21 protein-coding genes are annotated in these 19,034 nt (G+C 68.2%); 8 read left to right on the top strand and 13 right to left on the bottom strand.

The window, feature by feature from the left end; translation table 11 throughout:
- From pdxA to ACVOME_RS03985, 5 genes are read left to right on the top strand one after another with little or no spacing between them, the layout of a single operon-like run.
- Entirely contained in the window at positions 1-981 is a 981-nt protein-coding gene (gene pdxA / locus ACVOME_RS04005; protein ID WP_065176229.1) for a 4-hydroxythreonine-4-phosphate dehydrogenase PdxA, read from the top strand.
- On the top strand, positions 978-1,781 hold the full coding sequence (gene rsmA / locus ACVOME_RS04000) for a 16S rRNA (adenine(1518)-N(6)/adenine(1519)-N(6))-dimethyltransferase RsmA (RefSeq protein WP_065182841.1): 804 nt from the start codon (positions 978-980) through the stop codon (positions 1,779-1,781). Before pdxA ends, rsmA begins: the two co-directional genes overlap by 4 nt.
- 13 nt (positions 1,782-1,794) lie before the next feature.
- Positions 1,795-2,178 (top strand): Co2+/Mg2+ efflux protein ApaG, encoded by a 384-nt coding sequence (apaG, locus tag ACVOME_RS03995; protein ID WP_481504767.1) that lies wholly within the window; start codon positions 1,795-1,797, stop codon positions 2,176-2,178.
- Positions 2,179-2,193: 15 nt separating this feature from the next.
- On the top strand, positions 2,194-3,216 hold the full coding sequence (locus ACVOME_RS03990) for a symmetrical bis(5'-nucleosyl)-tetraphosphatase (protein ID WP_128990584.1): 1,023 nt from the start codon (positions 2,194-2,196) through the stop codon (positions 3,214-3,216).
- Entirely contained in the window at positions 3,213-3,860 is a 648-nt protein-coding gene (locus tag ACVOME_RS03985) for a DUF1287 domain-containing protein (protein ID WP_164153075.1), read from the top strand. The genes ACVOME_RS03990 and ACVOME_RS03985 overlap by 4 nt, the downstream gene beginning before the upstream one ends.
- Positions 3,861-3,919: 59 nt before the next feature.
- Here ACVOME_RS03985 and ACVOME_RS03980 read toward each other — a convergent pair whose 3' ends face one another.
- The 10 genes from ACVOME_RS03980 to ACVOME_RS03935 form a co-directional block, all read right to left on the bottom strand.
- Positions 3,920-4,411 carry a dihydrofolate reductase gene (locus tag ACVOME_RS03980; protein ID WP_481504766.1) on the bottom strand — a complete coding sequence of 164 codons (492 nt, stop codon included), beginning with the start codon at positions 4,409-4,411 and terminating at the stop codon, positions 3,920-3,922.
- A 13-nt stretch (positions 4,412-4,424) separates the two neighbouring features.
- The gene (locus ACVOME_RS03975; protein WP_241686021.1) at positions 4,425-4,988 is read right to left on the bottom strand and encodes a hypothetical protein; all 564 of its coding nucleotides are present in this window, start codon (positions 4,986-4,988) and stop codon (positions 4,425-4,427) included.
- Positions 4,985-5,779, bottom strand: coding sequence for a thymidylate synthase (locus ACVOME_RS03970; protein ID WP_065182838.1), 795 nt, complete (start codon positions 5,777-5,779; stop codon positions 4,985-4,987). Before ACVOME_RS03970 ends, ACVOME_RS03975 begins: the two co-directional genes overlap by 4 nt.
- Positions 5,776-6,660, bottom strand: coding sequence for a prolipoprotein diacylglyceryl transferase (gene lgt, locus ACVOME_RS03965; RefSeq protein WP_065182837.1), 885 nt, complete (start codon positions 6,658-6,660; stop codon positions 5,776-5,778). The genes ACVOME_RS03970 and lgt overlap by 4 nt, the downstream gene beginning before the upstream one ends.
- 60 nt (positions 6,661-6,720) lie before the next feature.
- The gene (locus ACVOME_RS03960; protein WP_065182836.1) at positions 6,721-7,215 is read right to left on the bottom strand and encodes a TPM domain-containing protein; all 495 of its coding nucleotides are present in this window, start codon (positions 7,213-7,215) and stop codon (positions 6,721-6,723) included.
- Positions 7,215-8,102 carry a TPM domain-containing protein gene (locus ACVOME_RS03955; RefSeq protein WP_414488135.1) on the bottom strand — a complete coding sequence of 296 codons (888 nt, stop codon included), beginning with the start codon at positions 8,100-8,102 and terminating at the stop codon, positions 7,215-7,217. The genes ACVOME_RS03960 and ACVOME_RS03955 overlap by 1 nt, the downstream gene beginning before the upstream one ends.
- Before the next feature lie 3 nt (positions 8,103-8,105).
- Positions 8,106-8,726: a LemA family protein gene (locus ACVOME_RS03950; protein ID WP_100471327.1), complete on the bottom strand. Its 621-nt coding sequence runs from the start codon at positions 8,724-8,726 to the stop codon at positions 8,106-8,108.
- A gap of 508 nt (positions 8,727-9,234) precedes the next feature.
- Entirely contained in the window at positions 9,235-10,395 is a 1,161-nt protein-coding gene (locus ACVOME_RS03945) for an MFS transporter (RefSeq protein WP_481504765.1), read from the bottom strand.
- A gap of 264 nt (positions 10,396-10,659) precedes the next feature.
- Positions 10,660-11,409 carry a TerC family protein gene (locus ACVOME_RS03940; RefSeq protein WP_481504764.1) on the bottom strand — a complete coding sequence of 250 codons (750 nt, stop codon included), beginning with the start codon at positions 11,407-11,409 and terminating at the stop codon, positions 10,660-10,662.
- 33 nt (positions 11,410-11,442) lie between these two features.
- Positions 11,443-11,838, bottom strand: a complete 396-nt coding sequence (locus ACVOME_RS03935) for a diacylglycerol kinase (RefSeq protein ID WP_053516413.1) — start codon at positions 11,836-11,838, stop codon at positions 11,443-11,445.
- Between the two features lie 212 nt (positions 11,839-12,050).
- Here ACVOME_RS03935 and ACVOME_RS03930 point away from each other — a divergent pair, with 212 nt between their 5' ends.
- The gene (locus ACVOME_RS03930; protein ID WP_065182787.1) at positions 12,051-12,752 is read left to right on the top strand and encodes an SGNH/GDSL hydrolase family protein; all 702 of its coding nucleotides are present in this window, start codon (positions 12,051-12,053) and stop codon (positions 12,750-12,752) included.
- A gap of 80 nt (positions 12,753-12,832) precedes the next feature.
- Here the strand turns inward: ACVOME_RS03930 and ACVOME_RS03925 are convergent, their stop codons facing one another.
- The 3 genes from ACVOME_RS03925 to ACVOME_RS03915 all read right to left on the bottom strand — a co-directional run bounded on the left by ACVOME_RS03925 (position 12,833) and on the right by ACVOME_RS03915 (position 15,707).
- Positions 12,833-14,104 carry a sensor histidine kinase gene (locus ACVOME_RS03925; protein ID WP_053516416.1) on the bottom strand — a complete coding sequence of 424 codons (1,272 nt, stop codon included), beginning with the start codon at positions 14,102-14,104 and terminating at the stop codon, positions 12,833-12,835.
- A gap of 156 nt (positions 14,105-14,260) precedes the next feature.
- Entirely contained in the window at positions 14,261-14,974 is a 714-nt protein-coding gene (locus tag ACVOME_RS03920; protein WP_002811889.1) for a response regulator transcription factor, read from the bottom strand.
- Positions 14,975-15,062: 88 nt separating this feature from the next.
- The gene (locus ACVOME_RS03915; RefSeq protein ID WP_053516417.1) at positions 15,063-15,707 is read right to left on the bottom strand and encodes an arylesterase; all 645 of its coding nucleotides are present in this window, start codon (positions 15,705-15,707) and stop codon (positions 15,063-15,065) included.
- 75 nt (positions 15,708-15,782) lie between these two features.
- Here ACVOME_RS03915 and ACVOME_RS03910 point away from each other — a divergent pair, with 75 nt between their 5' ends.
- Positions 15,783-16,430, top strand: coding sequence for an ABC transporter ATP-binding protein (locus ACVOME_RS03910; RefSeq protein WP_080375229.1), 648 nt, complete (start codon positions 15,783-15,785; stop codon positions 16,428-16,430).
- On the top strand, positions 16,427-18,934 hold the full coding sequence (locus tag ACVOME_RS03905; RefSeq protein WP_481504763.1) for an ABC transporter permease: 2,508 nt from the start codon (positions 16,427-16,429) through the stop codon (positions 18,932-18,934). The genes ACVOME_RS03910 and ACVOME_RS03905 overlap by 4 nt, the downstream gene beginning before the upstream one ends.
- Positions 18,935-19,034 lie beyond the last annotated feature (100 nt).

The following is a 19,034-nucleotide window of genomic DNA, read 5'->3' as shown; positions in this document are numbered from 1 at the left end:
ATGCGCCCCGAGCTCGCTCTGGTACCGGGCGAGCCCGCCGGGATCGGCCCGGAGCTGTGCATCCGCCTGATCCAGCAGCCGCGCGATGATTGCCGGCTGCTGGCTTTCGCCGACCCGGATACCCTGCGCGCAGCCGCCGCCGCGCTGGACCTGCCCCTGCAACTGCTGCCCGAGGAAGCGGAAGCCCGCTTCCCGGGCGACCTGCGTCTGCGCGTCGTGGCCAATGCCGTCCCGAGCCGCTTCGGCCAAGCCGATCCGGCCAATGCCGGCGCGGTCATCGGCGCCCTGCTCGGCGCCGGCCAGGCCTGCCTGTCGGGCGAACTGCACGGCGTGGTCACCGGCCCGGTGCACAAGGCGGTCATCAACGAGGGCGGCATCGCCTACAGCGGCACCACCGAACTGCTGGCCGACCAGGCCGGGGTGAAGGTGGTGATGATGCTGGCCAATCACATCGTGCGCGTGGCCCTGGCCACCACCCACCTGCCGCTGCGTGAGGTCGCCGATGCGATCACCGCACCCGGCCTGGAGCACACCCTGCGCACCGTGCACGCCGCGCTGCGCCGCGAGTTCGGGCTGGCATCGCCGCGCATCGCCGTGCTCGGCCTGAACCCGCACGCCGGTGAAGACGGTCACCTCGGCCGCGAGGAACTGGATCTGGTCATCCCGCTGCTGCAGCGCCTGCGCGCTGAAGGCATGGATCTGGTCGGGCCGCTGCCGGCCGACACCGCGTTCCTGCCAGGCAAGCTGGCAGGTTTCGATACGGTCCTGGCCATGTACCACGACCAGGGCCTGCCGGTGCTGAAGTACTCCGGCTTCGAGCAGGCCGTGAACCTGACCTTGGGCCTGCCCTACCCGCGCGTCGCTGTCGATCACGGTACCGCGCTGGACCTGGCCGGCCGCGGCATTGCCGATCCATCCAGCCTGCAGGCGGCAACGACGCTGTGTGCGCAGCTTGCGCGGCAACGTACACTGAGCGCATGAATTCCCCGCATTCCCCCTCCGGCCCGGTGTTCACCGCCCCGGCCAAGAAGCAGCTTGGCCAGCATTTCCTGGCCGATCGCCACTACATCGACAAGATCGTGATGGCGGTCAATCCCAAGGACGGTGACCGCCTGGTCGAAATCGGCCCCGGCCAGGGAGCGATCACGCTGCCGCTGCTGCGCGTGCATCCGGCACTGACGGTGATCGAGTTCGACCGCGACCTGATCGCGCCGCTGACCGCCGCCGCCGAGCCGCTGGGCGAGCTGACCATCGTCCACCGCGACGTGCTGCGCGTGGACTTCACCGAACTGGCGGCCGGACAGCCGATCCGTCTGGTCGGCAACCTGCCGTACAACATCTCCTCGCCTATCCTGTTCCATGCGCTCGAGCATGCCGCCGTGGTCCGCGACATGCACTTCATGCTGCAGAAGGAAGTGGTCGACCGCATGGCAGCCGGCCCCGGCAGCAAGGTCTACGGCCGCCTCAGCGTGATGCTGCAGGCCTACTGCACCGTCACCTCGCTGTTCGTGGTGCCGCCGGGTGCGTTCCGGCCACCGCCGAAGGTCGATTCGGCCGTGGTGCGGCTGGTGCCGCATGATCCGGCCACGGTCGGCATCCGTGACCATGCCCGCTTCGCCGAAGTGGTCAAGGCCGCCTTCGGCCAGCGCCGCAAGACCCTGCGCAACGCACTGAACAACGTGGTGTCGGCCGACCAGTTCGCCGCTGCCGGCGTGCGCCCCGATGCCCGTGCCGAACAGCTGGACGTGGCCGAATTCATCGCCTTGGCCAATGCCTCCTGATTACACTGCCGGTATGGAAGACGCTGACGTTTACGCCATTTCCGTCGAGGTCGCACCGCGATTCCTCGATGACCAGTCCGTGCCGGAGGACGGCCGCTATGCGTTCGCCTATACGATCCGCATCCACAACCAGGGCCGGGTGGCCGCGCGGGTGGTCGCGCGCCACTGGCGCATCACCGATGCCAACGGCCGCGTCGAGCACGTCGATGGCGAAGGTGTGATCGGTGAGCAGCCGCGGCTGCGTCCCGGTGAAGACTTCCACTACACGTCCGGTGTCATGCTGGCGACCGATCACGGGACCATGCAGGGCCACTACGACATGGTCGCCGATGACGGCACCGAATTCGCCGCGCCGGTCGCACCGTTCGTGCTGGCCATCCCACGTACCCTGCACTGACACGGAGGCCGGACGATGAGTGTGTGGGCGATCGGCGACCTGCAGGGCTGCTATGACGTGACCCAGCGACTGCTGGAGAAGCTCCGCTTCGACCCCGCGCAGGACACCCTGTGGTTCTGCGGCGACCTGGTCAACCGCGGTGGTCAATCCCTGGAAACGCTGCGGCTGGTGCATTCGCTGCGCGAGCACAGCGTGGTCGTACTGGGCAATCACGATCTTTCGCTGCTGGCGGTCGGTGCACGCACCGAGGAAGAGCAGCGCAAGGTCAATCCGGACCTGCTGCGCATCGTGCAGGCCGAGGACCGCGACGAACTTCTGGACTGGCTGCGCCTGCAGAAGCTGGTGCATGTGGACCGCGAGATGGGCTGGATGATGGTGCACGCCGGCCTTGCGCCGAAATGGACCACGCAGATGGCCGAAAAGCATGCGGCCGAAGTCGAAGTGCAACTGCACGGCGCGGGCTACCGCAAGCTGTTCCGCAACATGTATGGCGACAAGCCAAGCTGGGCACCGAACCTGTCCGGCTACGACCGTTCGCGGGCGATCATCAACGTGCTCACCCGCATGCGCTACTGCACTCCGCGCGGACGCATCGGCATCGAGGACAAGGGCACGCCGGGCACGCAGGAACAGGGACTGTATCCGTGGTTTGAAGTGCCCGGCCGGGTCGAGCGCGACCTGAAGGTCGTATGTGGCCATTGGTCGGCGCTGGGCCTGACCATCACCCAGGGCGTGCACGCCATCGACACCGGCGCGGTGTGGGGCGGCAAGCTGACCGCGATCCAGCTCGATACCGATGAGCTGCGCGTGGTGCAGGTGCCCGGCCGCGATGTACCTGCTCCGGTTCCGAATGCCCGGCCGCCGGCGCGACCGGCCCACGAGCGGTCTACCGCTGCGGCACAGGGCAAGGAACAGGGCGGCGGAAACACCGCTGCCAACCCGGGCAACCGCGGCCCACGTCGCCGCCGTCGGCGCGGTGGTGGTGGTGGTGGCGGTACGGGTGGCGGCAACAGCACCGGCACGCCTCCGCAGGCATGACCGCGCGCGGTCGGGCACCATGGACGGTGCTGCTGCTGACGCTGGCCCTGGCCAGCGGCTGCCAGCCCGGTCCGGCCCCGGTTCCCTCCGGCGGCGAAAACGCCGGCCACGCACCATCGCAACCGCAGGCATCTTCGCCGCCGCTGGTGACCGCGGCGCGCGCACAGATCGGCGTCACCACCCGCTACGACCCGGCCTATCGGGTGCTGGCCTATCCCGGCGGGGACGTCCCGATTGATCGCGGTGTGTGTACCGACGTGGTGGTGCGCGCCCTGCGCGATCTGGGACTGGATCTGCAGGCGCGCGTGCATGAAGACATGCGCAGCAGTTTCGGCGCCTATCCCGCGATATGGGGCCTGTCACGGCCGGATCGCAACATCGATCATCGCCGCGTACCGAACCTGATGCGCTGGTTCGAGCGGCAGGGTTGGCAGCAGCCCATCACGGCCCTCGCCGCCGACTACGCGGCAGGCGACATCGTCGCCTGGAAGCTCAATGGCAACGGCCTGCTGCACGTGGGCATCGTCTCCGACCGGCAGCTGGCCGACGGGACACCGCTGGTACTGCACAACATCGCGCGCGGGACCCGGGAAGAGAACCTGCTGTTCCAGCACGCCATCATCGGGCATTACCGGATGCCGTAAACGATCCTGTAGCCTTGAGGAACGAGGCCGAGCATGGCTCGGCTCCACAGGTGCGGCGATCAGCGGCGCACGTAATGCGCGAAGCGGAACGCATAAGCGTGGCGTTCGTCGGCCGGATGGGGCTCACTGCTTGTTTCCCGCCACAGCTGCGGGTCCACCTGCGGGAAATGGGTGTCGGCCGGCACTTCGGCATCGACCCAGGTCAGGTACAGGTCACTGGCCTGCTCCAGCAGCTGGCGGAAGATCTCGCCGCCTCCGATGACACACAGCTCACGGGCCCCCTCGCCTTCAGCGATCGCCTTCGCTTCGTCCAGCGAGGCCACCGCGCGCATGCCCTCGAACGGCACCTGACCGCTGCGGGTCAGCACCAGGTTGGTCCGCCCCGGCAGCACGCGGCCGATCGACTCGGCCGTCCTGCGCCCCATCAGGATCGGCTTGCCCAGGGTGAGCGCCTTGAAGTGCTTGAAGTCATCCGGCAGGTGCCAGGGCATGGCATTGCCCTGGCCGATGCCACGGTTGCGATCCAGCGCCACGATCATCGAAAGCTTCAATGCTGCGACCTCCTCAGTTGGCATCGATCTGCAGGCGTTCGCAGGCAGCGTTCGCTGCACTGGCGGCCTGCAACGCCGCAGCCAGCGCAGGGCTGGACGTGGACTGCTCGTCCAGGCCACCCAGGATCTTCTGCTTCTGCGCCTCTTCGATATCCTTCAGGCCCGGTCCTGACAGGATCTCTGCCGACAGCGCGGCGGTATCGGTGCTGGCACGACGTGCCAGAAACGCCTGCAACTGGTCGCTGGAATAGACGTTGGCAAGCTGCTGCTCGAGCGTGCGCTGATAGGCCGGATCCTCAATACCGGCCTTCAGGTGGTCGGTCATTGCCGTGTACATGCCCGTTACCGCCTCACGCATCTGCGCCCGGCATCCTTCCGGGACATCCGGGGGCATCATGGTGCTGCCGTTGAATGCCCCGGCGAACGCATGCACTTCCTCGCGCATGTGCGTGTGCACGATCTGCTCATTGACCTGCCTGGCCAACGACAGCGCATCGGCCGGTCCGGCCTGCGCCATGGCCAGCGGCAGCATGCCGCACAGCGCCAGCAGGCTCCCGGAAATCAGGCGGATACTCATACCGCCACCGGCGCCTTGATCGCCGGATGCGGGTCGTAGCCGTCGATGCGGATGTCGTCGAACTGGAAACCGAACAGGTCGGTCACGTCCGGGTTCAACCACAGCTTCGGCAGCGCGCGCGGTTCGCGCGCCAGCTGCTCGCGGGCCTGCTCGAAATGGTTGGAGTACAGGTGCGCATCGCCCAGCGTATGCACGAAGTCGCCCACGCCCAGGCCGGTGGCCTGCGCAACCATGTGGGTCAGCAGCGCATAGCTGGCGATGTTGAACGGCACGCCGAGGAAGATGTCGCCGCTGCGCTGGTACAACTGGCAACTGAGCCTGCCATCGGCCACGTAGAACTGGAACAGGTTGTGGCAGGGCATCAGCGCCATCTGCGAGAGCTCGCCCACGTTCCAGGCGCTGACCACCAGCCGCCGCGAATCGGGGTTGCGCTTGATCTCGTCCACCAGCCACTGCATCTGGTCGATCTCGCGACCATCGGCGGTGGCCCAGCTGCGCCACTGCTTGCCGTACACCGGGCCAAGATCACCGTTGCCGTCGGCCCATTCGTCCCAGATCCGTACCTGGTTGTCCTTCAGGTAGCCGATGTTGGTATCGCCTTTCAGGAACCACAGCAGCTCGTGGATGATCGAGCGCAGGTGCAGTTTCTTGGTGGTGACCAGCGGGAAACCTTCGTTGAGGTCGAAGCGCATCTGCCAGCCGAACACGCTGCGGGTGCCGGTACCGGTGCGGTCGCTCTTCTCCGTCCCGTGCTCCAGCACGTGCGAGAGCAGGTCCAGGTAGGCCTTCATGCCTTGCCCTCCACCGCCAGCGGCTGCGGCTGCAGTACCGGTGCGCGGCGCGACATCGCCAGCAGCACCAGGCCCAGCGCGATCAGCGGCAGGCTGAGGATCTGGCCGCGGGTGAGCCAGTCGAACGCTACGTAGATGCCGTTGTCGGGCATGCGCACGAATTCCACCGCGAAGCGGAAGACACCGTACATCAGCGCGAACAGCCCCCCCACCAGATAGCGATGGCGTGGCTTGGCCGACACCGCCCACAGCACCACGAACATCACCAGCCCCTCCAGGAAGGCTTCATACAGCTGCGAGGGGTGGCGTGCGTACTGGTTCAGCGCGCCGGTCGCGAACTGCGCCTGCAGGGTCGCGTGGTCAAGCTGGTTCAGCGGCGCCGGCAGGCCGGACGGAAACACCACGCCCCAGCTGCCGTCGGTGTACTTGCCCCACAGCTCTGCGCCGATGAAGTTGCCGATGCGGCCAAAACCCAGGCCCAGTGGCACCAGCGGCGCCATGAAGTCCATGGTGTCGAAGAAGTGCAGCCTGTGCTTGCGCGACCACCACCAGCAGGCGCCGAGCACGCCCAGCAGGCCACCGTGGAAGCTCATGCCGCCGTCCCATACCTTGAACAGCAGCAGCGGGTTGTGCAGGAAATCGCCCAGCGCGTAGAACAGCATGTAACCGATGCGCCCGCCCAGCACGACGCCCAGCATGGCGTAGAACAACAGGTCGGAGAATCCGTTGGCATCGACGCCGGGCAGGCGCCCGGCGGCGATCCGGCGACGACCGAGCAGCCAGGCGGCGGTGAAACCCAGCAGGTACATGATGCCGTACCAATGCACCTTGATCGGCCCCAGCGAGAGGGCGATGGGGTCGATGTCGTGGAAATAGATCATGGAAGACGCCTGGCAGGAGTACGGGTATTTTAGCGCCCCGACCCGGCCCGGGACCGGGGCTCAGCCCAGGATCTGCGGCGCATTCGGGAGCGCGTCATCCTCCGACCGCGTCGAGGCCGGAAAGTGCCCTTCCACCAGGCTGGAGACTTCGTCGATCGCATCGCGCAGCGCATCCACCGGACTGGCGCCGCGCAGGCCTTCGCGCAGGTGGGTGCACACCCGCTGCCACTGCGCCGCGCTGACCCGGTCGCTCAGGCCCCGGTCGGCGACGATCTCGATGGCGTGGTCGGCCAGCAGCAGGTAGATCAGTACGCCGTTGTTGTGCCGGGTATCCCAGGTGCGCAGGTGGGCGAATGCCTGCTCCGCCGCCTGGCGCGGCGTGATTCCGCGCCAGACCGCGTGCAGCGGCAGGTCGGCTTCGACAGCGAACATCACCTGGCCGCCGTGGCGCTGCTCACCGGCAGCGATGGCCGCGGTGATCGCCTGCAGCGTGGCGGGGGGAAACGCCCGTCGTACCGAGGGCGAGAACAGATGACGGCAAAGACGACGGATCATCACCAACCTCCCGAAGCACCACCGCCGCCGGAACGGCCGCCGCCGCCGCCCCAGCCGCCACCACCGCCGAAACCGCCGCCGCCCCCGAAACCACCACCGCCGCCCCAGCTGCCGCCGCCCCAGCCACTGCCGCCGGCAAAGCGGCCGGGATGGCCGGACAGCATCGCCACCACCAGCCCGACAACGCCGGCCAGGCCACTGGCCAGCAGGGTGGAGGTGAACAGGAAGGCAGCAACCGCCGCACCCGCACCTCCGAGCAGCCCGCGCACCGGCCGCGGCACCCGCGAGAACACGCCCCGCAGCACCGTGCCTGCGAACACGCCGATGAACAACGCCAGGATCCAGGTATCGCCACCGCCGTCGGCCTCCCGCCCGCGCTGGCCACTGACCGGCGCCGGCAGCGACTCGCCGTCGATCAGCCCGACCAGTACGGCGGTGGCATCGGTGATGCCGCCGGCGTAGTCGCCACTGCGGAAGCGTGGCACCAGATATTCCTGGATGACGCGGTTGGCGATGGCATCGGGGATGGCGCCTTCAAGACCATAGCCCGGCTCGATGCGCACACGCCGGTCATCCTTGGCCACCACCAGCAGCACGCCGTCATCCACACCCTTGCGGCCGATCTGCCACTGGTCGAAGACCCGCGTCGTGTACTGCGCGATGTCCTCCGGCTGCGTCGTGGGCACCACCAGCACCTGCAGCTGGCTGCCCTTGCGCTGTTGCAGGTCCAGCGCCTGCTGCACCAGCGCCTGCTTCTGCGCGGCGTCCAGCGTGCCGGTGGTGTCGACCACCGGCGAGTCCAGCGCGGGGATGGGCGCCAGCGACTGTGCGTGGCCGGCCAGCGGCAGCCACAGCAGCATGACCAGCAGTGCCGTCGCCAGACGCATGGCTCAATGGCCCGGCTGCGGTGCCGGCTGCTGCTGCGGCGCGTTGCCGAAATCGACGGCCGGTGCGTTGGAGATCTGCGCTTCGTTGTCCACGGTGAAGTTCGGCTTGGTCTTGTAGCCGAACAGCTTTGCGGTGATCACCTGCGGGAACGAGCGGATGTAGGTGTTGTAGTCCTGCACCTGCTGGATGTAACGACCACGCGCAACCGTGATCCGGTTTTCGGTGCCTTCCAGCTGGGCCTGCAGGTCGCGGAAGTTCTGGTCGGACTTCAGTACCGGATAGTTCTCGGTCACCACCAGCAGCCGCGACAGCGCGCTACCCAGTTCGCCCTGGGCCTGCTGGAACTGCTTGAGCGAGGCTTCGTCATCGGCGTTGACGTTGATCTGGCCGACACGCGAGCGGGCGTTGGTGACTTCGGTCAGCACGCGCTCTTCCTGGCTGGCGAAGCCCTTCACGGTCTGTACCAGGTTGGGCACGAGGTCGGCACGGCGCTTGTACTGGTTGAGCACTTCGGACCAGCTGGCCTTGACCGCTTCATCCTTCTGCTGGATCGCGTTGTAGCCGCAGCCGGACAGCAGGGAGGCCAGCAGCATCAGGGGCAGGACACGGGTGAACAGGCGCATGGCGGAGGTTCCGGGTGGGCTTGGCGCCGAGCATGCCATGGTTCGGGTGAAAGACCGGCCATCGGGCGCCGCCCCCTCCGCGGTGGCCATGCTCAGGGATCGCCTGAGTAGTCCCGGGGGGGGGGGGGGGGGGGGGGGGGGGCGGCGGGACAACCCCCCGGGCGATAAAAACCCCCCAACCAGCCCGCGCACCCCCCCCCCCCCCCCCCCCCCCCCCCCCCGGCCTCATACGGTTTCCTGCGCACCGCGGGAAGATCAAAAGAAAAAAATCAAAAGCAGAAGCCGGTTCTTCAGGCATTCGTGTCGACCAAGGTCGACACCTACCAGAGAGGAACGCCGTTGCGACAGATCGCGGGAATGGGCCGGGCCCCGCAGGGGTACTTACAGCGCCCCCCTCAACCGGACCCACCCCGCCAACCCACGGAATGCAGGCTTTTGCCGTTGACGTTGACGTTGACGTTGATTCGGCGGGTGCAGGGCTGCAAGCCCTGCCGGAATCCAACACCCCTCAGCAGGCTTCAGCCACCGCAGTGCGGGGACGCCCCAACCATGCCAGCAGCAATCCCGCCGCCGCCAGCAGGCCACCCGCCACCGGAATGGCCGCATAGCCCAGGCCCAGGCTGATCACCGCCCCGCCCAGCGCAGCCCCCAGCGCATTGCCCAGGTTGAACGCGCCCACGTTGATCGATGACGCCAGGCCCGGCGCCTCGGTGGCCGCTTCCATCACCCGGATCTGCAGCGGCGGCACGATGGCGAAAGTCGCCGCGCCGAACAGCAGTACACCGAGCGCTGCGGTCACGGGATTCATGAAGGCCAGCGGCAGCACGAACATCAACACGGCCAGCGCCGCCAGCAGGATCCGCGTAGCGCCATCCAGCGACCAGTCGGCCATTCGCCCGCCGATGCCGTTGCCGATGGTGAAACCGATACCGATCAGCGCCAGTGACATCGCGATGAAGGCATTGGAGGCACCGGTCAGCTCGGTCAGCACCGGCGCCACGTAGGTGTACAGGGTGAACATGGCACCGGCGCCCAGCACCGTGGTGGCCATGGCCAGCAGCACCTGCGGCTGCAGGATGGCCTTCAGTTCACGGCGCACGTCCGGGCGCGGGCCCGGTGCAGACGCCGGCAGCGCGAAGCCCAGCGCAGTGATCGCGACCAGGCCCAGCACCGCAGTCCCGGCGAAGGACAGGCGCCAGCCCAGCTGCTGGCCGACCCAGGTTGCCAGCGGCACGCCGCCGATGTTGGCGATGGTCAGGCCCATGAACATCGTGGCCACCGCCGCCGCCTGCTTGTCCTTCGGTACCAGGCTGGCGGCGACCACCGCACCGATACCGAAGAAGGCACCGTGGTTGAGGCTGGTGACCAGCCGCGACAACAGCAGCAGGCCATAGTTCGGCGCCAGTGCCGACAGCAGGTTGCCGACCACGAAGATCGACATCAGCAGCATCAGCGCGGTGCGCTTGCCGAAGCGTCCCATCAGCAGCGTCATCACCGGCGCGCCCAGCATCACGCCCATGGCGTAGGCCGTGATCAGCATGCCGGCGGTGGGAATGCCAACCCCTACGCCGTCGGCGATGACCGGCAGCAGGCCCATCGGGGCGAACTCGGTGGTGCCGATGGCGAAGGCGCCGACGGCAAGCGCCAGCAATGCGGCTCTGGACTTCATGGGGGACTTCCTGGGGGCGGGAATCGGGAGCGCGTAGCCTGCGCGCTTTGCCGCACCGGATTAAGCCTCGCCCGGGGAAAACACTGTTGATGCGGGTTCACAAGTGAAGGCGTACGCCGGCATTGCAGGCAAAAGCCCCCGCCGGGCATGGCCCGGCGTTGCCCGAGGCGTGGCGTACCCCGTTAGCGCCGGGCTATGCTCGGCGGACGCGGTAGCCCGCAAAGCAGAACCCCCGGCCGGGCCGGGGGTTCGAGGTCATACGCTTTACCAGTCGCCGGCACCCGGCACGTGGTGGTCGCGCGCGCGACGGCGCATCAGCAGGTTCAACCATTCCACCAGCACCGAGAAGCCCATCGCGGCGTAGATGTACGGCTTGGGCACATGCACGTCGAGGCCGTCCAGGATCAGCACCGCGCCGATCAGCAGGATGAAGGCCAGCGCCAGCATCTTCACCGTCGGGTTGGCGTCGATGAAGCGCCCCAGCGGATTGGCCGCCAGCAGCATGACCAGCACCGACAGCAGGATGGCAGCGACCATCACCGGGATGTGGTCGGCGATGCCGACGGCCGTGATCACCGAGTCCAGCGAGAACACGATATCGATGATGGCGATCTGCAGGATGACCATGCCGAACACGCCCGACGCCTTGCTGGTCGCCGGATTCTCGTCTTCGCCACCGGTGATCAGTTCCTTGATCTCCATGTAACCCTTGATGATCAGGAACAGGCCACCCACCATCAGCACCAGGTCGCGGATCGAGATGCCCATGCCGGCCACGGTGAACAGGTTGGCGGCCATGTGGGCCAGGTAGGCCAGCGACACCAGCAGTGCGATACGGGTGATGCAGGCCACGGCGATGCCGAGCTTGCGCGCAAAGGGACGGCGCTCTTCCGGCAGCTTGCTGACCGCGATGGAGATGAACACCAGATTGTCGATGCCGAGCACGATTTCCAGCGCGCTCAGGGTGAACAGGGTCACCCAGGCGTTGGGGTCGGCGAGGAACTCAAAGGACATGGAAACTCTTCAAGGCAGTGGGGGAATGGGGGTTCAGCCGTAGCGGCCGGCCAGTGCATGCGGGACCACGACCAGGGCCCAGCACAGCAGTACGTTCATCATCAGCACGAACACGGCGGCCGAACCCATGTCCTTGGCGCGCCCGGCCAGCTCGTGGATCTCGCTGCCGTAGCGCTCGATCACGGCCTCGATGGCGGAGTTGGCCAGTTCCATCGCCAGCACCAGCAGCATCGAGCCGATCAGCAGCGCGCGCTCCACCGGGGTCTGGCCGAGCCAGATCGCCACCGGGGTCAGCAGGACCAGCAGGTAGACCTCCAGCCGGAACGAGGACTCATGCAGCCAGGCGGCCCGCAGGCCCTGCCAGGACCAGCGCGCGGCCTGGAAGATGCGGCGCGGGCCGCGCGGCATGTGGCCGAACTGGTCAGCCACGGGTGGAGCATCCAGCAACAGGGGCGCGGCGCAGCGACCGCTCAGACGCACGGCAGGGAATCATGGGTGCACAGGGATGGGCAGATAGCCGCCATTTTGCCACAAGGCCGCCGGCCATACTCCGCGCGGTCGGGCCGAATGGCCTGCCGGGGACAAGCGCGGGCCGCGCCCGCCTCCTATGATGGCTCCCTCCTTCCTGCCTGGAGTGCACGATGTCCCACCGCCGTCCCGCTCTGCTGATGCTGGGCCTGCTGACCCTTGCGCCGCTGGCGCTGGCACGCGTTCCCTCGCCGTCGCCCCGCGTTCCCGAGCAGGTCTCCAACGTGGCCTGGGCCGCCGACATGGCCGCCTTCGCCGCCGCCGACAAGGTCGCCCCGCCGCCTCGTGGTGGCATCGAGTTCATCGGCAGTTCGTCATTCCGGATGTGGGACAGCCTGGCGGCCGATTTCGCCGGCCAGCCGGTGTTCAACCGGGGCTTCGGCGGCTCGGAAGTCCGGGACAGCACCTGGTATGCCGGACAGATCGTGATCCCGTACGCGCCGTGCAAGGTCTTCCTGTACGCCGGCGACAACGACCTCAACAGCGGCCGCAGCGCCGTGCAGGTGCGCGACGATGTGGTCGCCTTCGTGCAGCGCGTGCATCGCGACCTGCCCAAGACCCGGGTGGAATACGTGTCGATCAAGCCCAGCCCGTCACGGGCGCACCTGCTGCCGGCGATCAACGAGGCCAACACGCTGGTCAAGGCGGCGCTGGCCAGGCTGCCCAACACCGGCTTCACCGACATCTACACGCCGATGCTGGGCGCCGACGGCCAGCCTGATCGCGCGCTGTTCCGTGAGGACATGCTGCACATGACGCCCGCCGGATATGCCATCTGGACCCGCGCGCTGGCACCGAAGGTGACCTGCGACTGAGACTCTGCGCACGCCGGGCATGGCCCGGCGCTACCCCTGCCATTCCGCGGAATGCCCGCTTCTGACCCGGCAAAAGCCCTCTAGCGGAAAATCACGGTGGCTTCGGTTCCCTGCCCGGGTTCGCTGGAGAGGCTGACCTTCCAGCCGAAGCGATCGCACAGCCGGCGCACGATCGACAGGCCCAGTCCGGTGCCCTGCGGGCGACTGGGTTCGGCGCGGTAGAACGGCTCGAACGCGCGCGACAGGGCTTCGGCAGACATGCCGATGCCGGTGTCGCGCACCACCACCCGGTCGTCGCGCACATGCACGTCGATGCGGCCTTCGTCGGTATAGCTGCAGGCGTTGCGCACCAGGTTGCTGACCACCACCTGCAGCACCCGCGGCGGCGCATGCAGATTCACCGGTCCGTCGCTGTGCAGGTGCACCACGACCGGGCGCGTACCCAGCAGTTCGTTGGCGTTGTCCACCTCGTGACGGACGATGTCGTTGACATCGAACAGCTCGACCTGCGGCTCGACATCCGCCTCGCGGGCAAGGATCAGGAAGGCGTCGATCACCGCTTCCATGTCACGCCCGGCACGCTGGATGCGCTGCAGGCTGCGGCGCAGGCGCGGCTGCAGGGAATCATCCCCCAGCGCCATGTCGCTGGCCACGCGGATCACCGTCAACGGCGTGCGCAGTTCATGGCTGGCATCGCGGGTGAAGTTGCGTTCGCGGGCGACATGCGCGCTGACCCGGTTGGCCAGCGAATGCAGGGCCGCGGCGAGCTGCCGGGTCTCGCCCTGCATGTCCGCCGGCAGTTTGTTCGGTTCCAGATCGGCTGCCTCGGGGTGACCGGGATCCCAGCGCGACACGCGCCGCGCCAGCCAGTTCACCGGCGATACCAGACGCTTGGACGCGCGATAGGTGATCCAGCTGGCGCCATACACCGCCAGCAGGGTCAGCAGCACCGGCACGATGCCGAACCAGAACGCCAGCATTTCCGCGCGTGAGCGCAGGAATACCAGATACAGGCGGCCGGCCGGCCGCACATCGACCAGGACAAGCTGGTCATCCGCCGGCAGTTCGTGGAAACCGGGCTCCAGGTCGCGCAGGTTGGCCGGCAGCGACAACGCGGACTGGCCGCTTTCCAGCAGGTAGCCGCGGATGTTCTGCGTATTGGGGGGAGGCTGTGCGGGGGACGCGTCGTGCAGCGTCCAGTAATACGCCGCTTCCTCGCGCAGCGCTGCACCGACCAGGCTGTGCTTGATGACCAGCGACACCAGCCATGCGCCCAGCAGGATGCCCAGGCTGGCCAGCACTGCCTGCAGGATGAAGGCGATACGGATCTTGCGCGGCAGGCCGTGCGGCATTGCGGGGTCCCGGTCAGAGCGCTGCGATTATAGGCAGCGCACCGCGCCGTGGTCGTGCAGGGATGATGACCGCCGACACTGCCGGTCGGTCATCCCCTGCCCTGTTGCCCGTCCGCTACCGCACCGGGCCTGCAGCTGCACCGGCACGGTCCCTGCTCAGGCCATCGGCTGGGCGATGTCGGCAATGCGATAGCCAGCGCTCTGCACGGTATGCAGCAGCGGGCGATCGAACGGCTTGTCGATGATCTTGCGCAGGTTGTACAGATGGCTGCGCAGGGTGTCCGAATCCGGCAACCCGTTGCCCCAGATCTCGCGCTCGATTTCCTGGCGGGTGACAACCCGCGGCGATTCGCGCATCAGAATCGTCAACAGGCGCAGGCCGATCGGCGACAGCTGCAGTTCGGTGCCGGCGCGGGTGGCACGCATGCTGACCGGATCGAGCACCAGGTCGGCGACCTTGAGCACTTCCGAACCCACCTGGCGGCGTTCGCGGCGGATCAGCGCGCGCAGGCGTGCTTCCAGTTCCTGGATCGCGAACGGCTTGGTCAGGTAGTCATCGGCACCGAACCCCAGGCCGGTGAGCTTGTCGTCCAGCGTATCGCGCGCGGTCAGCATCAGCACCGGCGTCGATTTGCGCGCATCGTTGCGCAGCCGCCGGCAGACTTCGATGCCATCCAGCCGCGGCAGCATCAGGTCCAGCACCACCACGTCATAGCTGTTCTCCGCCGCAAGCCGGTAGCCGTCCAGGCCATCCTGTGCATAGTCGACTTCGAAGCCACGACCTTCCAGGTATTCGCCGATCATCTCGGAGATGTTGCGGTTGTCTTCGACCACCAGCACCAAGCCGGAAGTCTCCTTCGTCTGACGCATGTGATTCCCTCTAACTTCAGCTTTGTGAAACATGCCGGATCGACGGTGGAGGCAATGTGAAGTTCCGTCAAGAGGTCCGATCCGCTGCTCAGAGCAGCGGCTTGAGCAGGGGCCAGACGTTGTCGAGCACCTTCGGCTGGGCCTGGGCGGTGGGGTGCAGACCGTCGGCCTGCATCATCCCCGGCTGCAGGGCCACCCCCTCCAGCAGGAACGGCAGCAGCGGCACAGCGTAGCGGTCGGCCAGCGCGCGGTAGGCGGCCGCCAGCCGCTGGCGGTACGCAGGGCCGTAATTCGGTGGCACATCGATGCCCAGCAGCAGCACCTTGGCGCCCGCCTTCTGGCTGGCCTGCACCATCTTTTCCAGATTGCCCTGCACCTGCGCCGGGGTCAGCCCGCGCAGGGCGTCGTTGCCCCCCAGAGCGATCACCACCACGTCCGGCTTCTCCTTCGCCAGCAGGCCCGGCAGCCGGGTCAGGGCGCCGGCGGTGGTCTCGCCGCTCATGCTGGCGTTGACGATCCGCGCCGGCGTTTTCGACTGCTGCCTGACCCGCTGCTGCAGCAGGCTGACCCAGCCGGCATCGGCAGGGATATTGTGGGCAGCACTGAGGCTGTCGCCGAGCACCAGGACGGTACCGGCCGGACCTTTGGCACAGGCCAGCCCGGGCAACAGCAGGAACCCTAGCAACAGCACCATCATCATGCCGGCTCGCCGGCTCCATCCCGTCTTGCGCATTGGAGTCTCCTCATCGACAGCCTGTCCCCCCGCAGCGCGCCCGTCGCCATCGCCGTCGACCAGGTCGGCAAATCCGTGCATGGCCCGGAGGGTGAAGTCCACATACTGGACAACATCACTTTGACGGTCCATGAAGGCACCAGCGTGGCCATCGTCGGCGCCTCCGGCTCCGGCAAGACCACCCTGCTCGGCCTGCTCGCCGGGCTGGACCTGCCCAGCCGCGGTCGCATCGCTCTGGCCGGGCACGAACTGTCCAGCCTGGATGAGGAAGCCCGCGCGCAGCTGCGTGCTCGCGAGGTCGGCTTCGTCTTCCAGAGCTTCCACCTGCTCCCGGCGCTGACCGCCGCCGAGAACGTCGCCCTGCCGCTGGAGCTGGGCGGGCGCGAGGATCGCGCGCGGGTGGACGCCGTGCTGGACCAGGTCGGGCTGGCCCATCGCGCCCGCCATTACCCGCGCCAGCTGTCCGGCGGCGAACAGCAGCGCGTGGCATTGGCGCGTGCCTTCGTCACCCGGCCGCGCATCCTGTTCGCCGACGAGCCGACCGGCTCGCTGGACCAGAGCACCGGCCAGCACATCAGCGACCTGCTGTTCGAGCTCAACGCCGGCAGCGGCACCACGCTGGTGCTGGTCACCCACGATCTGCGCCTGGCCCAGCGCTGCCAGCACATCCACCGCATCGACAACGGCCGCCTGCAGGCGGTCGCGCACGAGGCCCGCGCATGAACCTGCTGCGGCATGCGTGGCGCGCGCTGCGCCGCGAAGCCCTGGCCGGCGACCTGCTGACCGTGTTCGCCGCGCTGGTGCTGGGCGTGGCGGTGATGACCGCGGTCGGCACGCTGGTGAACCGGGTCAACCTGGCACTGACCGGCAGCGCTGCGGAGATGCTCGGCGGCGACCTCGGCGTCGCCGGTCGTGACGACCCGCCGGCCGCCTTCGCCGAAGAGGCCAGGCAGCGGGGACTGGCATCCACCCGCATGGCCAGTTTCGGCACCGTGCTGTTCCAGGGCGATGCCAGCCAGATGGCCAGCATCAAGGCGGTACAGGCCGGCTATCCGCTGCGGGGGACGCTGCGGGTACGCAGCACGCCCGGTGGTGCGCTGATCGACGATGCCGGCATGCCGCCGCAGGGCCAGGCCTATGCCGATCCCCGCCTGCTGCAGGCGCTGGGGTTGAAGGCCGGCGATGACCTCGAGTTCGGCGCTGGTACGCTGCGCATCGCCGGCATCATCGAGGCCGAACCGGATGCCGGCGGCGACCTCCTCACGCTGTCGCCGACGTTGCTGGTCAATCGCGCTGATGTCGACGGCACCGGCCTGCTCGGTCCCGGCAGCCGCATCAGCTACCGGCTGATGTTCGCCGGGCCGGCCGACCGGATCGCGGCGTTCCGGCAATGGCTGCAGCCACAGGTGAAGGGCATGCGCCTGCTCAGCGTGGATGACACCCAGCGCGGCGTGCGCCAGGCCTTCGATCTGGCCGGGCGCTTCCTCGGCCTGAGCGCGCTGCTGGCGGTGCTGCTGGCCGGCGTTGCCACCGCGCTGGCCGCCAACCGCTTCGCCCTGCGCCGCATCGACCAGGTGGCGATCCTGCGCTGCCTGGGAGCACGCCAGCGCGACATCCTGCTGGGCCTGGCACTGCAGCTGCTGATGCTGGCCGTTCCGGCCTGCCTGCTCGGCATCGGCTTGGGCATGGCCGCGCAGGAAAGCCTGGTACAGGTGCTGGGCAGCCTGATACCGCAGCGCCTGCCGCTGCCACAGGCAACACCGGCGCTGACCGGTGCAGGCATCGGTCTGTTGCTGCTGTTCGGCTTCGGCCTGCCGCCGCTGCTGCGCCTGCGCGGCGTGCCGCCGATGCGCGTGCTCAACCGCTCCTTCGCTGCTCTGCCGCCCGCCTCGCTGCTGGCCTACGTCGCCGCCCTGCTGGCCAGCCTGGTGCTGGCCGTGCAGGTGACCGGCGACCTGAAACTGGCCCTGTGGGTGCTGGGTGGCCTGGCCGCTCTCGCCGCAGCGGCGGGCCTGGGCGGCTTCGTGCTGCTGCAGGTGCTGCGCAGCCTGCAGCACCGCCTGCACGGCAACTGGCGGCTGGGATTGGCCGCCCTGACCCGCCGCCGGATGCTGGCGGTGATGCAACTGGTGGGCCTGTCGCTGTCGCTGTGCGCGCTGCTGCTGCTGGCCGTGACCGGGCCGGGGCTGCTGCAGCAGTGGCGCGAGCGCCTGCCGGAGAACACGCCGAACTACTTCCTGATCAACATCCAGCCCGAACAACGCGACGGCGTGCTGGCAGCATTGCGCGCGCTGGGTGCGGCCGATGCCAGCATCGAACCGATGGCCACCGGCCGCCTGATCGCGATCAACGGCAAGCCGCCGGTCCGCGTGGACCAGGCGCAGGACGGCCAGGGGCGGGAAAACGGCCCGCGCGAGGACGACGACGAGAACCGGCCACTGAACTTCAGCTGGCGCAGCACTTTCCCGCCGGCCAATACGCTGCTTGAGGGCCACTTCTGGAAGGCGGACAGCACTGCGCCCGAAGCCTCGGTGGAAACCGGCTGGGCCAAACGCTACGGCGTCTCGACCGGCGACCGTATCGGCATTTCCGTGGGCGAGCAGCAGCGCGAGTTCACCGTGACCAGCGTGCGCAAGGCGGACTGGAACACGTTCCGGCCGAACTTCTTCGTGCTGTTGAATCCGAACGCCGTGGGCGACACCCCGCACAACCTGCTCTCGGCATTCCACCTGCCGGCCGGCCAGGCAGCCGGGCTGGGCGAACTGGTGCGTGCACAGCCGAACCTGTCGCTGCTGGACGTGGATGCGGTGATCTCGCAGGTGCGCGACGTGATGGAACGGGTGGCGCAGGCGGTGCAGCTGGTGATGGTGTTCAGCCTGCTGGCCGGCGTGCTGGTCCTGCTGGCTGCCCTGCAGGCCACGGCCGGCGAGCGCCGCTACGACAGCGCGGTACTGCGCACGCTGGGCGCGACCCGGCGCCAGCTGCGCGGTGCGGTACTGGTCGAGTTCGGGGCACTGGGCACGCTCGCCGCGCTGCTGGCGGTGGGCGCCACGGCCGTGATCGGGCTGGTGGTGTCGCAGAAGGTGTTCGAACTGCCGCTGCTGCCGCCGTGGCTGGGCCTGCTGCTGGGCGGCGTGGTCGGCATCGGGCTGAGCCTGCTGGCGGGCTGGTGGGGCACCCGGCGCATCCTGCATACCCCGCCCGCCCTGGCCCTGCGCGAAGCCTGACGCAGGCGCGCGCCGGGAGGCGTGCCGGGCAAGCCCGGCACCCTTCCTTGCGGTAGATCCACGCCATGCGTGGATCCGGCTGTGGCCTCGAGCAGGGCTC

The sequence above is a fragment of the Stenotrophomonas sp. STEN008 genome, assembly GCF_056760435.1.
Note: the sequence above shows the minus strand (reverse complement) of the source record. Positions and strands in the feature narration are given on the sequence as shown.

Bases quoted from the DNA above. Each gene is read 5' to 3' on its own strand.
- ACVOME_RS03915 (WP_053516417.1), bottom strand. From the start codon at position 15,707: ATGCGCAAGACGGGATGGAGCCGGCGAGCCGGCATGATGATGGTGCTG.
- ACVOME_RS03920 (WP_002811889.1), bottom strand. From the start codon at position 14,974: ATGCGTCAGACGAAGGAGACTTCCGGCTTGGTGCTGGTGGTCGAAGAC.
- ACVOME_RS03990 (WP_128990584.1), top strand. From the start codon at position 2,194: ATGAGTGTGTGGGCGATCGGCGACCTGCAGGGCTGCTATGACGTGACC.
- ACVOME_RS03970 (WP_065182838.1), bottom strand. From the start codon at position 5,779: ATGAAGGCCTACCTGGACCTGCTCTCGCACGTGCTGGAGCACGGGACG.
- ACVOME_RS03940 (WP_481504764.1), bottom strand. From the start codon at position 11,409: ATGTCCTTTGAGTTCCTCGCCGACCCCAACGCCTGGGTGACCCTGTTC.
- ACVOME_RS03955 (WP_414488135.1), bottom strand. From the start codon at position 8,102: ATGCGTCTGGCGACGGCACTGCTGGTCATGCTGCTGTGGCTGCCGCTG.
- ACVOME_RS03905 (WP_481504763.1), top strand. From the start codon at position 16,427: ATGAACCTGCTGCGGCATGCGTGGCGCGCGCTGCGCCGCGAAGCCCTG.
- rsmA (WP_065182841.1), top strand. From the start codon at position 978: ATGAATTCCCCGCATTCCCCCTCCGGCCCGGTGTTCACCGCCCCGGCC.
- ACVOME_RS03930 (WP_065182787.1), top strand. From the start codon at position 12,051: ATGTCCCACCGCCGTCCCGCTCTGCTGATGCTGGGCCTGCTGACCCTT.
- ACVOME_RS03945 (WP_481504765.1), bottom strand. From the start codon at position 10,395: ATGAAGTCCAGAGCCGCATTGCTGGCGCTTGCCGTCGGCGCCTTCGCC.
- ACVOME_RS03960 (WP_065182836.1), bottom strand. From the start codon at position 7,215: ATGATCCGTCGTCTTTGCCGTCATCTGTTCTCGCCCTCGGTACGACGG.
- ACVOME_RS03975 (WP_241686021.1), bottom strand. From the start codon at position 4,988: ATGAGTATCCGCCTGATTTCCGGGAGCCTGCTGGCGCTGTGCGGCATG.
- ACVOME_RS03985 (WP_164153075.1), top strand. From the start codon at position 3,213: ATGACCGCGCGCGGTCGGGCACCATGGACGGTGCTGCTGCTGACGCTG.
- lgt (WP_065182837.1), bottom strand. From the start codon at position 6,660: ATGATCTATTTCCACGACATCGACCCCATCGCCCTCTCGCTGGGGCCG.
- ACVOME_RS03925 (WP_053516416.1), bottom strand. From the start codon at position 14,104: ATGCCGCACGGCCTGCCGCGCAAGATCCGTATCGCCTTCATCCTGCAG.
- apaG (WP_481504767.1), top strand. From the start codon at position 1,795: ATGGAAGACGCTGACGTTTACGCCATTTCCGTCGAGGTCGCACCGCGA.
- ACVOME_RS03950 (WP_100471327.1), bottom strand. From the start codon at position 8,726: ATGCGCCTGTTCACCCGTGTCCTGCCCCTGATGCTGCTGGCCTCCCTG.
- pdxA (WP_065176229.1), top strand. From the start codon at position 1: ATGCGCCCCGAGCTCGCTCTGGTACCGGGCGAGCCCGCCGGGATCGGC.